This is a genomic window from Terriglobales bacterium (assembly GCA_035624455.1).
Classification (GTDB): Bacteria; Acidobacteriota; Terriglobia; order Terriglobales; family Acidobacteriaceae; genus DASPRM01.
Window position 1 is genome coordinate 80,787 of sequence record DASPRM010000025.1, and the last position, 15,145, is coordinate 95,931.

Genomic DNA, 15,145 nt, shown 5'->3' on the forward strand with positions numbered 1-15,145 from the left:
CGACGGATGAAAACAGTAATGCAGGAAGAAGCGAACAAGAACGCGGCGGCGGAAGGCGGAGCAGAAAATGTAGCTCCTCCGGCAGAAGCCCAGCCCTCGGTAACGCAATCTGAGAACCCGCGGATGAAGTGGTACATCATCCACAGCTACTCGGGTTTTGAGCGCAAGGTGAAGGAATCGCTCGAGTCCCGGGTGCAGGCTTTTGGCCTGCAGGACAAAATCGGGCGCGTGCTCATCCCCACCGAGCCGGTGACGGAAGTCCGCGGCGGTAAGAAATATACCGTCGAACGGATGTTTTATCCCGGCTACGTCCTCGTGGAAATGGATATGGATGACCACGTCTGGCACGTGGTCAAGTCCACTCCGCGGGTGACCGGATTCGTCGGCACCGGACAGCAGCCCACGCCCTTGTCGGCGGAAGAGGTGAACCAGATTGTGTATCGCGTGGCCGAGGGTAGGGAGAAACCGCGGCTGCGGGTGAAATTCGAGAAGAATGAATCGGTGCGGATCACCGAGGGACCGTTCTCCAGCTTTACTGGCGTGGTGGACGAAGTCAACGAAGACCGCGAGACCCTGAAAGTCATGGTGACGATTTTCGGGCGTTCGACGCCGGTTGAGCTCGGTTTCGCGCAGGTTGAAAAAGTAGCGTAGCAAGATTTTTGAGTGCTGACGGCCACCTGAGAAAAAGGCTGTCAGCCGAAGGCGAGAAATGGCAAAGAAGGCAACAGGATTTGTAAAGCTGCAGATTCCCGCGGGCAAGGCGACGCCGGCGCCCCCGGTAGGTCCGGCGCTCGGACAGGCGCAGATCAACATCATGGAATTCTGCAAACAGTTCAATGCACGCACCAGCCAGAAGGAACTGGATGGATTGATCATCCCCGTGGTGATCACGGTCTACAACGATCGCTCTTTTACGTTTGTGACCAAGACGCCCCCGGCTTCAGTGTTGCTGAAGCGCGCCGCTGGCATCGCCAAGGGCTCAGGCGCACCCAACAAAGATAAGGTCGGCAAAGTCACCGAAAAGCAGGTGGAAGAGATCGCCAAACAGAAGATGCCGGATCTGAATGCGGCATCGCTGGACGCGGCCATTAAAAGCGTGAAGGGTACGGCGCGCTCAATGGGAATCGAAATAAGTTAGATCGGCGAAGTTAGCGCGTTGAGAACTTTAGAACCAGGCAGCGTGGACGCTGCAGGTCGGTAACACCACAGCTTCCGGAACAAGGAACGCCGTGGGAGACAAGGAGTGAAATGAGTCACAAAGAAGGAAAGAACATCACCAAAGCCAAGGCTGCGGTGGAGAACCGGCGGTACACGCTGCAGGAAGCGGTGCCCTTGCTGCAGAAGGTCAAATACGCCAAGTTTGATGAGACGGTGGACCTGACGATGCGCTTGGGAGTCGATCCCAAGCACGCTGACCAGATGGTTCGGGGCACGGTAGTGTTGCCGCATGGGCTGGGCAAATCAAAGAAGGTTCTGGTGATCGCCAGCGGCGAGAAAGTGCGGGAAGCCGAGCAGGCGGGCGCCGATTTCGTTGGCGGTGAGGATATGGTTGAGAAGATCCAGAAAGAAAACTGGATCGACTATGACGCCGTGGTCGCTACTCCCGACATGATGAAGTCCGTGGGCCGGCTGGGCAAGGTACTGGGACCGCGCGGGCTCATGCCGAATCCCAAGACCGGCACGGTAACGTTCGATGTTGCCAAGGCGGTGCAGGAAGTGAAGGCAGGCAAGGTGGAATTCCGCACCGACAAGACCGCATTGGTGCACGTCCCGGTGGGCAAGATTTCATTTACGCCTGAGAAGCTGGTGGAGAACGCCACCGTCGTCATCACCAGCGTCATCAAGGCCAAGCCGTCTGCCGCTAAAGGCAAATATCTGAAGGGTGTGACGCTGAGCTCAACCATGGGTCCGGGGATCCCGATCGACGCGGCCCCGGTGGAAGCAGCAGCTAAAGCGTAAGTTCTCAAGAAAAAGGATTAGAGATGGCTGTCACGAAAGCAAAGAAGATCGAGCAGGTTGAAGAGCTCAGCAAAGAGCTGAACGGCGTCAGCAGCGTGATCGTAGGGACCTTCAGCAAGCTGACCGTGGCGCAGGATTTCGAACTGCGGAAAGCCGTACGCGGCGCCGGCGCCAGGTATCAGGTGGTGAAGAATACGCTGGCGGAGCGCGCCGGCAAAGGCACCAAGGTGGAAGAGGTCCTGAAGAATCTGGAAGGTGTGACCTCGATCGCTTACACCCGGACGGACCCAATAGCGCTGGCCAAGGCTCTCTCCAAGTACGCCAAAGATGTGCCGGAGTTCAGCTTCAAGGCGGGATTGGTCGAAGGCCGCGTTATCTCGCTGAAGGAGATCGAGGCGCTGGCCACCATGCCGGCCAAGGAAGAGATCATGGCGAAACTTCTCTTCCTGATCAACGCTCCTGCGCAGCGCCTGGTTACCGCGATGAATGCGGTCGGCCGGAACCTGGCCGTCGTAGTGAACCAGGGAGTTCAGGAAAAGAAGTTCAAGGGGGAGCCTGCCGCAGCGAGCGAGCCGGCACCCAGTGAACCGGCGGCGGCGGAAACAGCTGCCAGCGGCGCATAAGAGTTTTGGGCTGGCGGAAGCCAGTCCAGGAAGTTCGTTATCAGTGGTCAGGTGTTGCGTTGGGCGATAGCGCACGCGTTGTCTGGCGCGTGGTCCGGTCGGCTGGGCGCACTGGAAACCTTGGCGACAGATAACAGATCACCAAAACTGATAACTAAACGGAGATTGATATGGCGGATCTGCAAACTTTAGAAGAACAGATAGTTGGCCTGTCGCTGCTGGAAGCGGCCGAACTGGTCAAGAAACTGGAAACCCGTTTGGGTGTTTCCGCGGCAGCAGCCGCCCCGGTGGTGGTGGCTGGTGGAGCTGGTGCTGGAGCGGCTGCAGGCGCGGCTCCGGCTGAGGAAAAGACCGAATTCACGGTGGTTTTGAAGGAGGTCGGTGCGAATAAGATCAATGTAATCAAAGCGGTGCGCGAAGTCACCAACCTGGGCCTGAAGGAAGCGAAGGACCTGGTCGACGGCGCCCCCAAACCGGTTAAGGAGGGCGTCTCCAAGGAAGAGGCCGAGAACATCAAGAAGAAGTTTGTCGACGCAGGAGCCACTGTCGAGGTCAAGTAACAGGACCTCGAATGGGCGCCTGGACCGCCCGCCCGTCTCTGGAAAGAGGCTGCTGGCGGCGTGATATCTCGGCAACGCATTTTTTCGGTGCGAAGCCTGGCTTTGAATCGTGCGGGGTTGGATCGGCATCAAAGTTATTGCCGATCTACTCCCGCAAAAGAATTGAAATGGCGGCTCCTCCCGCGCGCTAAGCGCGGGCGGCGAGCAGAGATCAGACCTGGAAACTGGCGGCGGAAATCACAATTCAGACAGTGCGCGCGCTGAATTCGGCGCCCACGGGGAATCTCGTCCTCGCGGGCGCAATCGCTATTGGCAGCAGGCGCGCTAGGACAAAGCAACGGCATTCCGGCGTGCGCTGCTTTTATTCACGCCTGCCCGCAGCGTGACGCTTGCGCGTTGCTAGAACCCGGCGAAGCATCCCGGGAAAGCCGATTGTAGGTGCGGCGGCTGGCAAGTCAAGATCAGGAGTCTTTGATGTCTATTAAAAATAACGCCTCCCGTAAACGTTTCGATTTCGCAAAAATTCCGGCAACCATCCAGATTCCCAACCTGATCGAGGTGCAGAAGCGCTCCTATGACCGTTTCCTGCAAATGGATCGTTTGCCCAGCGAGCGCGACGACAGCGGTTTGCAGGCGGTGTTTCAATCCGTATTTCCCATCACCGATTTCCGCAACGTCTCGCAGCTGGAGTTCGTGGATTACGCCATCGGCAACTGGGAGTGCAAGTGCAGCCACCTGAAGGGTCTGCACCACCTGCGCACCACCTGCCGTAATTGCGGCGCCACCGTGATTACCGATCCCTTCCATCCCGGCGATGTGCTCTGCCAGAAGTGCGGCACCTATAACGCAAATACGCCCGACTTCTGCAACAAGTGCGGCGATCCGGTGGGACTGCAGCTGAAATATGACGTAAGCGAGTGCGAAGAGCGTGGCATGACCTACTCCGCTCCGCTGAAGGTCACCATGCGGCTCACGATTTATGAGAAGGACGCGGAAACCGGCAACCGCTCGATTCGGGACATCAAGGAACAGGAAGTTTTCTTTGGCGATGTTCCCCTGATGACGGAGAACGGCACCTTCATCATCAACGGCACCGAGCGCGTGATCGTCAGCCAGTTGCACCGCTCCCCAGGCGTGTTCTTTGAGAAGATTCCGGCCAACAATTATTTCCTCGGCAAGATCATTCCCTATCGCGGATCGTGGGTGGAATTCGAGTACGACCAGAAGAACGTTCTCTATGTCCGCATCGACCGCAAGCGCAAGTTCCTGGGAACGATTTTCCTGCGAGCTCTGGGCCTGAGGGCAAACGAGGACATCCTGCGGACGTTCTACACCGTTGATAAAGTCGCGCTGCGAGATGGCAAGCTCTTCTGGACACTGGAGCCGGGCGTAGAACGGCCCACCATGCTGCAAGGCATGAAGCTCTCGCACCGCGTCACCAACCGCAGCGGAGAGGAAATCGCGCACGCCGGCCGGAAAGTCAGCCCCGCGATCCTGCGAGAGATCCATAAAGCCCGCATTTCCGAAATCGAAATAGAAGCGGGCGACCTGGAAGGCGCCTTTACTGCAGCCGATATCGTAGATACCAACTCCGGTGAGGTACTGCTGGAAGCGAATGCGGAAGTCACCAGCGACATGCTGGCGAAGATCATGGACGCGGGTGTCGGCGAAGTGCATCTGTTCTTCCCCGAGCGCGACGATGTAGGCACAGTCATCAGCCAAACCCTGAAGCGCGATTCGGTGAAGACGCCGCAAGAGGCCCTGATCGAGATCTACCGCAAGCTGCGTCCCGGCGATCCGCCGACGCTCGATACCGCGACCGCCCTATTCCAGGGCATGTTCTTCGATCCACGCAAGTATGACTTCTCGCGCGTGGGCCGGCTGAAGTTCAACATCAAGCTCTATGAGAAGCAGGACGCCACCAATCTCGACAGCCGTACGCTGGAGCCTGAGGACTTCTACGCCACCATTCGTTACCTGCTGAAGCTGCGCAAGAATCTCGGCACGGTGGACGACATCGATCACCTGGGCAACCGCCGCGTCCGCGCGGTGGGCGAACTGCTCGAAAACCAGTTCCGCATCGGCCTGGTGCGCATGGAACGCGCCATCAAGGAAAAGATGAGCGTCTACCAGGAGATGTCAACGGCTATGCCGCATGACCTGGTCAATGCCAAGCCGGTGATGGCCGCCATCCGCGAATTCTTCGGTTCATCACAGCTTTCGCAGTTCATGGACCAGACGAATCCGCTGTCGGAAATCACCCACAAGCGGCGTTTGTCGGCGCTGGGCCCGGGAGGATTGTCGCGCGAGCGCGCGGGATTTGAAGTCCGCGACGTACATCCCACGCACTACGGCCGCATCTGCCCGATCGAGACACCGGAAGGCCCGAACATTGGCCTGATCTCTTCACTGAGCTGCTATGCGCGGATCAACGACTACGGCTTTATCGAGTCCCCATACCGGCGCGTGAAGAATGGACGCGTGATTGACTACGTCACGGTGGTCAATGCCGGCGATAGCGAGCATCGCGTCGGCGATCACGTCGAAAAGTCGGAGGTCGAGAAACTCAACGCCGATCTGAAGGAGCGCCGAAAGAAGCAGATCGAAAATGAGCCGCATTCTTTCTACCTCTCCGCCTGGGAGGAAGATCGGCACGTGATTGCGCAGGCCAACATCGAGCTGGACGACAAAGGCCGCATCGTGGGCGATCTGGTGAACGCCCGCAAGGCCGGGAACTTCGTTCTGGTGAACCAGGAGGAAGTGGACTATATCGACGTTAGCCCCAAACAGCTGGTTTCAGTAGCGGCCTCGCTGGTGCCCTTCCTGGAGCACGACGACGCCAACCGCGCGCTGATGGGCGCCAATATGCAGCGTCAATCCGTGCCGTTGCTTCGTGCGGAAGCTCCCCTGGTCGGAACCGGTATGGAGGGCGTGACTGCCCGCGATTCCGGAGCGGTGGTGCTGGCTCGCCGCAGCGGCATCGTGGATTCTGTTGATTCTGAGCGCATCATCGTGCGCGTGGAGGGTGAACATCATCCCACGCAGCTTTCGCGCGAGGTGGGCAGCGACATCTATCAGCTCACGAAGTTCAAGCGCTCGAACCAGAACACCTGCATCAACCAGAAGCCGGTGGTGAAGAAAGGCCAGCGCGTAACCAAGGCCCAGGTGATCGCCGATGGTCCCTGCACCGATCAGGGCGAACTCGCTCTGGGACGGAACGTGCTGGTGGCCTTCATGCCCTGGCGCGGATACAACTTCGAAGACGCCATTCTGGTTTCCGAGAAGCTGGTTAAGGACGACTACTACACCTCGGTCCACATCGAAGAATTCGAGATCGAAGCGCGCGACACGAAGCTGGGACCGGAAGAAGTCACGCGCGACATTCCCAACGTCAGCGAATCGGCGCTGCGCGATCTGGACGAGAGCGGCATTATCCGCATCGGCGCCAAGGTCAAACCGGGCGACATCCTGGTCGGCAAGGTAACGCCCAAGGGTGAAACCCAGCTCACGCCGGAAGAGAAACTGCTGCGTGCGATCTTCGGTGAGAAGGCCGGTGACGTTCGCGACGCATCGCTGACCTGCCCTCCGGGAATTGAGGGCACGGTGGTTGACGTGAAGATCTTCTCCCGCAAAGGCCAGGAAAAGGACGAACGGGCGAAGTCCATCGAGGCATCGCAGATCGCCAAGCTGCACGCCAACTTGTCGGATGAAATCCGAATCCTGACTGACGAACGGTTGAAGCGCCTGGAAGGTTTGCTTGGCGGCAAGGAAGTCACGGCTGACTTGCATGACGAACGTACCAACAAGCGCCTCCTGACCAAGGGCACGATTCTTGATCGCGACACGATCGAGCGTATTTCAACGCGCAATCTGAAGCGCATCAAGTTCCCGGACAAGGATCCGCGGGTCAACGAGCAGATCGACGAGATCGAAGAGATGACCTCGCGCCAGATCGACGTGCTGCGCAAGATCGTCAAGGAGAAGGAAGAGAAGCTGCAGAAGGGCGACGAACTGCCTCCCGGCGTGATCAAGCTGGTGAAGGTCTATATCGCCATGAAGCGCAAGCTCAGTGTGGGCGACAAGATGGCCGGACGCCACGGCAACAAGGGCGTGATTGCTCGCATTCTTCCCGAAGAAGACATGCCGTACACGGAAGAGGGCACGCCAGTAGAGATCGTGCTCAATCCGCTGGGTGTGCCGAGCCGTATGAACGTGGGTCAGATTCTGGAGACGCATCTGGGATGGGCGGGCAAGGAGCTGGGCAAGAAGGTAGCCGAGTTGCTCCAGAACAACTCGCGCGCCGAGATGCTCCGCCGCGAATTGAAGGCCTTGTTCAAAGATGTGGCTTTCGTCGACACCTTCGATGACCTGGACGAGGAGACTCTGGAGGCAGTGGCTCATTCGCTGACCAAGGGCGTGTACATTTCCTCGCCGGTGTTCGATGGTGCGCGGGAAAACGAAATCAAGTCACTGCTGGAGAAATCGGGCCTGCCGACGTCGGGGAAAACCGCCCTCTACGACGGCATAACCGGCGATAAGTTCGAACAGCCTGTGACCGTCGGCTACATCTACATGCTGAAACTTTCGCACCTGGTGGACGACAAGATTCACGCTCGCTCCATCGGGCCCTACTCGCTCATTACACAGCAGCCTTTGGGCGGCAAGGCGCAGTTCGGCGGGCAGCGCTTCGGAGAAATGGAAGTCTGGGCGCTGGAAGCTTACGGCGCTGCTTACATCCTGCAAGAGCTGCTTACGGCCAAGTCCGACGATGTTTATGGCCGCACCAAGATCTACGAGGCCATCGTCAAGGGCGAAGCGGCCATCGAGCCGGGTGTGCCGGAGTCGTTCAACGTGCTGATTCGCGAATTGCAATCGCTCTGCCTGGATGTGGAGTTGATCAAAGTGGCGGAGATGCGCAAGCAGCCGGTCGCCGCGGCCGCAGACTAGCGAAGCTTGGATGGGGTGAGCGCTCGCAATCGCTCGCCGCAGGTTGATTCGCAGAGAAGGTTCTAAAGAAGCAAGACCCGCAGGTACTGCTCCCGAGCCTGGGCAGGGTCGAATAACTGGTCCTTTGGCCACTTTTTCGAGAGCGAACTCGGAGGCAACTTTGTACCGTTCAAGCCCGTTTGATATGGCAAGCAATATCGCCGACTTCGATGCCATTCGCATCAGCCTGGCCTCCCCCGAAAAAATTCGGAGCTGGTCGCACGGCGAGGTGACGAAGCCGGAGACCATCAACTATCGCACCTTCAAGCCGGAGCGCGACGGCCTGTTCTGCGCCCGCATTTTTGGTCCGGTCACCGACTGGGAGTGCCTCTGCGGCAAGTACAAGCGCATGAAGCACCGCGGAGTGATCTGCGACAAGTGCGGCGTGGAAGTCACTTTGTCGAAGGTTCGTCGCGAGCGGCTGGGGCACATCGAACTGGCCTCGCCCTGCTCGCACGTCTGGTTCTTTAAGGGTCTGCCCAGCCGCATTGGCCATCTGCTGGACATCTCGCTGCGCGACTTGGAGTCGGTTCTTTATTTCGAAGCCTACGTTGTGGTTGATCCCGGCGACGCTCCTGTCAAAGAACGGGAGATCATCAAGGAAGAAACCAAGTTCCGCGAACTGGATCAGCAATACCGTCCCGCCGGTTTCAAAGCCATGATGGGCGCGGAAGCCATCAAGGAATTGCTGAAGCGCGTCAATGTCGAAGAACTTGCCGTCGAACTGCGCGACAAAATGAAGCACGAAGCCTCGCTGCAAAAGCGGCTGAAATACGCCAAGCGGCTGAAGGTAGTCGAAGCTTTCCGCAAGAGCGGCAACAAGCCGAACTGGATGATTCTGGATGTGATTCCGGTAATCCCGCCGGAGTTGCGGCCTCTGGTTCCACTGGATGGCGGCCGGTTCGCCACCTCCGATTTGAACGATCTGTACCGGCGCGTGATCAACCGCAACAACCGCTTAAAGAAGCTGATGGACCTGCATGCGCCAGAAGTAATCGTGCGCAACGAAAAACGCATGCTGCAGGAAGCAGTGGATGCGCTGTTTGACAACGGCCGTCGCGGACGCGTGCTGCGCGGCGCCAACAACCGCCCTCTGAAATCGCTCTCCGACACGCTGAAGGGCAAGCAGGGGCGTTTCCGCCAGAACCTGCTGGGCAAGCGCGTGGATTACTCCGGACGTTCCGTCATCGTAGTCGGTCCGGAACTGAAGCTGCACCAGTGCGGTCTGCCCAAGAAGATGGCGCTGGAGCTGTTCAAGCCTTTTATCTATCACCGGCTGGAGCAGACCGGTCACTGCACCACCATCAAGCAGGCCAAGGAAATGGTGGAAGCCCAGGACCCCATCGTGTGGGACATCCTGGAAGAGGTGATCAAAGATCACCCGGTTTTGCTGAACCGCGCTCCCACCCTGCACCGCTTGGGCATCCAGGCGTTTGAGCCGGTGCTGGTGGAAGGCAAGGCGATTCGCATTCATCCACTGGTCTGCACGGCGTTCAACGCTGACTTTGACGGCGACCAGATGGCGGTGCACATTCCGCTGTCACCGGAAGCGCAGGTTGAAGCCAGCGTGCTGATGCTGTCTTCGCACAACATTCTGTCGCCGGCGTCGGGCCATCCCATTACCGTGCCTACTCAGGACATGGTGTTGGGGCTCTATTACCTGACCAAGGCGAAGCCGGGAGCCAGGGGCGAAGGACGTCCCTTTGCCAATATTGACGAGGTTCTGCTGGCGCTGGAGGCAGGTGAAGTGGAGACGCTCACACCTATCCGCCTGCGCCACACGGGTGAGGTCATCGATCTCACTACTGCGTATGACGACCAGGACGTGGTCCACACCGAGCCGGTCCGTTATGAACGGAGCTTCATCAACACTACCGTGGGTCGCGCCATTCTGAACGACAACCTTCCCAAAGGCATGCCCTATATCAACGGGCTGCTCAAGAAAAAGGGGATCGGCGCGCTGGTGAACTACGGCTACCTGAAGTTTGGTCTGGAGACCACGGTTCAAATGCTGGACCAGATCAAGGAACTCGGGTTCCGCTATGCCACCCGTGCAGGCCTGTCCATCGGCATCGACGACATGGTGATCCCAGAGAGCAAGAAGACGGTGGTGAAGGAAGCCGAGAAACAGGTGATCTCAGTCACCCAGCAATACCTGGATGGCGCCATCACCAACGGTGAACGCTACAACAAGGTGATCGAAATCTGGTCGGCCATTACGGAGAAAGTCGCCGACGAGATGTTCAGCGTCATGCAGAAGGCGGACAAAGAGGGTTCCATCAACCCGATTTACGTCATGGCCGACTCCGGCGCCCGCGGATCCAAACAGCAGATTCGCCAGCTGTCCGGTATGCGCGGTCTGATGGCCAAGCCTTCGGGCGAGATCATCGAGTCGCCCATCACCGCTAACTTCCGCGAGGGATTGACGGTGCTGCAGTACTTCATCTCTACCCACGGCGCACGCAAAGGCTTGGCTGATACCGCTTTGAAAACGGCGGACTCAGGCTATCTGACTCGCCGCCTGGTGGACGTTGCTCAGGACGTGATCATCAGCGAATACGATTGCGGAACCGTGGACGGCATCTACGTGGGATCGATCGTAGAAGCCGGCGACATCATCGAGCCGCTGCGCGATCGCGTCGTTGGCCGCGTGTCCCTGGAGAAAATCAAGGACTACGAAGGCAACGTGATCGTGGATGTAAACCAGGAGATCACCGAAGATCTGGCTGGGGCGATTCAAGCCGCCGGCATTGAGAAAGTGAAGATCCGCTCGGTGCTGACCTGCGAAGCCAAGCGCGGTGTTTGCGTAATGTGCTACGGCCGCAACCTGGCTTCGGGACGTCTTGTGGAGCTGGGCGAAGCGGTCGGCGTGATTGCCGCGCAATCAATCGGCGAGCCTGGAACTCAGCTGACCATGCGCACCTTCCACATCGGTGGCACGGCCTCGCGTGTTTCTGAGCAGTCGCGCCTCGACGCCAAGAATAACGGCGTCGTGAAGTTCATTAACCTCCAGACTGTCCGTTCGAAGGCCGGCGACCTGGTGGTGATGAACCGCAACGGCTCTATCGCTGTTCTGGACGAGAAGGGCCGCGAGAAGGAGCGCTACTCCGTCGTATACGGCGCCAAACTCAAGATCGAGGACGGCAGCCCGGTTCAACTGGGGCAGGTCATGGTGGAATGGGATCCATACACCTTCGCCATCCTGACTGAAATTGGCGGCACGGTGCAGTTCAAGGACCTGCATGAAGGCCTGACGCTGCACGAAGAAGTGGACGAGGTCACGGGCCTCTCGCGCCACGTGGTCACAGAATCGCCGGACGAGAAGCATCAGCCGGCGATTGTGATCAAGGGGACGAGCAAAGCCGGGACCAAGCGCTACCTGTTGCCGTCGCGCGCTCACCTGATGGTGGCGGATGGCGATGAGGTCTCGCCTGGCGACGTGCTGGCCAAGATCCCGCGCGAAACCACCAAGACCAAGGACATCACCGGTGGTCTGCCGCGCGTGGTGGAGCTGTTCGAGGCTCGTAAGCCGCATGAAACCGCGGTCATCAGCGAGATCGACGGCACCGTGAAGTTCGGAGAGATCGCCAAGGGTCAGCGCAAGGTGTATGTCACCGCGGATAATGGCACGGAAAAGGAATACCTCGTGCCTCGCGGGGCGCACATCAACGTGCAGGAAGGCGAGCGCGTCAGAGCGGGCGAGCCGCTGATGGATGGGCCGCTGAACCCGCATGACATTCTGGCGGTTCTGGGAGAAAAGGAACTGCAGGCTTACCTGGTGAACGAAATCCAGGAGGTGTATCGCTTGCAAGGCGTCAACATCAGCGACAAGCACATCGAGGTGATCGTTCGCCAGATGATGCGTTGGCGCAAGGTGGAGGACGTCGGTGACACCCAGTTCCTGCTCGATCAGCAGGTGGACAAGTTCCGCTTCCTGGAGGAAAACGAGCGGGCGATTGCTCAAGGTGGACGTCCGGCTACCAGCCGCCCGTTGCTCCTGGGAATCACCAAGGCATCGCTGTCGACGGATTCCTTCATCTCCGCCGCGTCATTCCAGGAAACCACCCGTGTGCTCACGGAAGCTGCCATCCAGGGAGCTGTGGATCATCTGCGCGGCTTGAAGGAGAACGTGATTGTCGGCCGTCTGATTCCCGCGGGAACCGGAATGGAGTACTACCGCAATATCCGCCTGTCGCCAGAGCTCGAGGAACAAGCCGCCAAGGTGCAGGAGGAGGTCACGGCTGCTTATGAAGAGGCAGAACGTGCTCTGGAAATGATGCGCCAGGAAGGCGAAGCCGAGGAACTGGCAGCCGAGTAAATCTTTCCGCTGGAGTTTGTCAGTGGAAGACAATGACTAATAAAGGCAAGGGGCGATGCCGTCGTCGCCCCTTTTGTTTTGCGAGGTCTGCGGGAAACTTCCGCGAGGCTCGGGGAATCTATGAGATGAGCCTCGTCGAGGACATTTCCGGTAATCATCTATGCGAGTAGCTGACCGCTTTTTCCATTTGTTCCGGCTCGCTTTCTGGCGGGCCTTCGAACACGACGCCTTTGGCGTCGCCAAGGGCGCAGCCTACTCCGCCATTCTGACGATGTTTCCCGCTCTGATGCTGGCCGCCGCCATTCTCGCCTCCTTTTCTCAGACCAACACTATCCAGGAGATCGCTGCCCTGGTGGCCAAAATACTCCCTCCCGGCTCATCCGCGACGACAACGTCGTATTTCAAATCTGCAACCGATCAGCCGGTGCAAGTCTTGGTCGCAGCTTCCCTCATTACTCTGTGGACGGCTTCCGGAGTAATGATTTCTTGGATGGAGGGCTTCCGTAATGCCTATCGCTTCCCCAAAGCTTGGGGAGTAGTGAAAGAGCGAATGATTGCATTCGGACTCGTAATTCTGGCTGGTGTTCCGCTGACTTTTGCTACCGTGCTGGTGGCATTTGGTACCCAAATAGAAACTCGCATGGCTGGACGCATTACCCAGGAGTTGGGACACGAGATCGAGCCTTATATCCTGATCCTCTGGACAGTGATCCGCTGGCTGATCGCCGGTCTGACCGGCGTGGCTGTGATGTCGTTGATCTACCACCATGCCGTTCCGCGTACGCAGCGCTGGCATAGCGTTCTGCCCGGTTCAGCCCTTGCGACTGCGTTGTGGTTTCCCGCTACTGCCGTGTTCGGGGCCTACGTAAGGCATTTCGCCCAGTACAGCCTCTTTTACGGATCTCTGGCAACCGCAATCGTGCTGCTGGTGTGGATGTATATCATCTCAGTGATTGTTCTCGTCGGGGCCGAATTCAATGCTCTTCTCTTTCCGAGAGCGGGAATTGGCACCGGCAAGCAGGTTCCCGCAGCCAATCAGCCCGTGGGGACGCTAGGGCCGTAGCCAGTTTGTCTAGGACAGGCGATCTCGCCTGTCCAATCCCCTTCATTTGTTAGAATCGCTCAACACCACACTGCATGCCGGCACTCGAGCTGAAATCCGTTGCGAAGCGCCGCAGCGATCTGCGAGAACTGCCGCCCCTCGCTGCACGACGCGCCAGGATCGTTTGCACGCTTGGTCCGGCAAGCAATTCTGAGCCGGTTGTGCGCGACCTGGTGCGCGCAGGGATGGATGTCGCACGGCTCAATTTCTCCCACGGAACCCATGAAGATCATAAGCGGCTGATTGGGCTTCTTCGCAAAGTGGCCGCCAGCGAGGGCCGAAGCATCTGCATTTTGCAGGATCTGCAAGGACCAAAATTACGAACCAATGAACTGGCCGGCCACACTCCGGTCCTGCTCAAGGCAGGTTCGCTGGTGACCATCACCTCGCGGAAGGTACCGGGGACCGCGACTCTGATTTCCACCGAGTTTCCCATTGCTCGCGAGGTTAAAGTGGGCTCGCGCATCCTGCTGTCCGACGGCCTTATTGAATTGCGGGTGCGCTCCAAACAGGCAGAAGACGTGCTCTGCTCAGTGGTCAACGGGGGGTTACTCGGAGAGCATAAGGGCATCAATCTTCCGGGAACGCACGTCAGCCTGCCGTCGCTCACCGAAAAGGATCGTAGGGACCTGCATTTTGGATTACAGCACGGGGTAGATGTGGTAGCGCTCTCCTTTGTGCGCACTGCGAAAGATGTGCAGCAAGCCAAGGACATCATTCGCCAGCAAGGTGGTTCGGTGCCGCTCATCGCCAAGCTGGAAAAGCCGCAGGCAATCGACAATTTGGAGGCCATTCTGGAGGCGGCCGAGGGCGTGATGGTGGCGCGAGGGGATCTCGGGGTAGAAGTCGCGCCGGAGCAGGTACCGGTCATCCAGAAACATGTGATTCGTCGGGCGGCGGCATGGCGGAAGCCGGTGATCACGGCTACGCAAATGCTGGAGTCTATGATCGAGAATCCTCGCCCTACGCGCGCCGAGGCCAGCGACGTGGCCAACGCGATCTTCGACGGCAGCGACGCGGTCATGCTGTCAGGGGAGACCGCCACCGGCCGCTATCCCCGCGAGGCGGTCAACATGATGGCGAGAATCGTGGTCGAGGCAGAAGCGCATATGGAAGACGCCTGGCCTTATCGCCGGCGCGCTGAACATTCCCTCTCGATCTCGGAAACCATTTGCGAATCGGTGGCGCATGCCGCACAAGTTCTGGACATGAAAGCGATTGCCGTCTTCACCCAGACTGGGACAACCGCTCGTCTCGTATCCAAGTATCGCCCGGTCTGCCCGGTGTTTGCTTTCGCCCATGATGAACACGTAGCCAACCGGCTCAACTTGCTGTGGGGAGTCCATCCTTTCACCATTGACTACGAGCCTTCCGCCGAGGCCATGGTGCGCGCCGGGGAAGCACGATTGTGTGAACTGGGCGTCGTCAAGTCCGGCGACATCGTGGGGGTGATCTCCGGAAAGATCGGCGCTTCGGGTTCCACCAACTTGATGCGCTTGCATGTGGTGGGAAGTGATCGTCCTGCTGCGCAAGTCGGCTCAGACGTTCGCCGCAAATCTCGAGTCGCAGCGTCGCGAAACGGACGCCGTAAGTAGGT

Annotated in this window: 9 protein-coding genes; all 9 read left to right on the plus strand. The window is 58.7% G+C overall.

Annotated features, from left to right (window positions below; all coding sequences use genetic code 11):
• Nucleotides 1-6 precede the first annotated feature (6 nt).
• Nucleotides 7-651, plus strand: a complete 645-nt coding sequence (gene nusG / locus VEG30_02880; GenBank protein ID HXZ78845.1) for a transcription termination/antitermination protein NusG — start codon at nucleotides 7-9, stop codon at nucleotides 649-651.
• A gap of 58 nt (nucleotides 652-709) precedes the next feature.
• The gene (gene rplK, locus VEG30_02885) at nucleotides 710-1,138 is read left to right on the plus strand and encodes a 50S ribosomal protein L11 (GenBank protein ID HXZ78846.1); all 429 of its coding nucleotides are present in this window, start codon (nucleotides 710-712) and stop codon (nucleotides 1,136-1,138) included.
• Nucleotides 1,139-1,248: 110 nt separating this feature from the next.
• Complete coding sequence (gene rplA / locus VEG30_02890; GenBank protein ID HXZ78847.1) at nucleotides 1,249-1,959, plus strand: 50S ribosomal protein L1; 711 nt, start codon at nucleotides 1,249-1,251, stop codon at nucleotides 1,957-1,959.
• Between the two features lie 23 nt (nucleotides 1,960-1,982).
• On the plus strand, nucleotides 1,983-2,582 hold the full coding sequence (gene rplJ, locus VEG30_02895) for a 50S ribosomal protein L10 (protein ID HXZ78848.1): 600 nt from the start codon (nucleotides 1,983-1,985) through the stop codon (nucleotides 2,580-2,582).
• A gap of 170 nt (nucleotides 2,583-2,752) precedes the next feature.
• Nucleotides 2,753-3,142, plus strand: coding sequence for a 50S ribosomal protein L7/L12 (gene rplL, locus VEG30_02900; GenBank protein ID HXZ78849.1), 390 nt, complete (start codon nucleotides 2,753-2,755; stop codon nucleotides 3,140-3,142).
• 474 nt (nucleotides 3,143-3,616) lie between these two features.
• A complete protein-coding gene (rpoB, locus tag VEG30_02905; protein ID HXZ78850.1) occupies nucleotides 3,617-8,089 on the plus strand; it encodes a DNA-directed RNA polymerase subunit beta in 4,473 nt (1,490 codons plus the stop codon).
• A gap of 160 nt (nucleotides 8,090-8,249) precedes the next feature.
• Nucleotides 8,250-12,446, plus strand: a complete 4,197-nt coding sequence (gene rpoC / locus VEG30_02910; protein HXZ78851.1) for a DNA-directed RNA polymerase subunit beta' — start codon at nucleotides 8,250-8,252, stop codon at nucleotides 12,444-12,446.
• A 160-nt stretch (nucleotides 12,447-12,606) separates the two neighbouring features.
• Nucleotides 12,607-13,509: a YihY/virulence factor BrkB family protein gene (locus VEG30_02915; GenBank protein HXZ78852.1), complete on the plus strand. Its 903-nt coding sequence runs from the start codon at nucleotides 12,607-12,609 to the stop codon at nucleotides 13,507-13,509.
• A gap of 74 nt (nucleotides 13,510-13,583) precedes the next feature.
• Nucleotides 13,584-15,143 carry a pyruvate kinase gene (pyk, locus tag VEG30_02920; protein ID HXZ78853.1) on the plus strand — a complete coding sequence of 520 codons (1,560 nt, stop codon included), beginning with the start codon at nucleotides 13,584-13,586 and terminating at the stop codon, nucleotides 15,141-15,143.
• Nucleotides 15,144-15,145 lie beyond the last annotated feature (2 nt).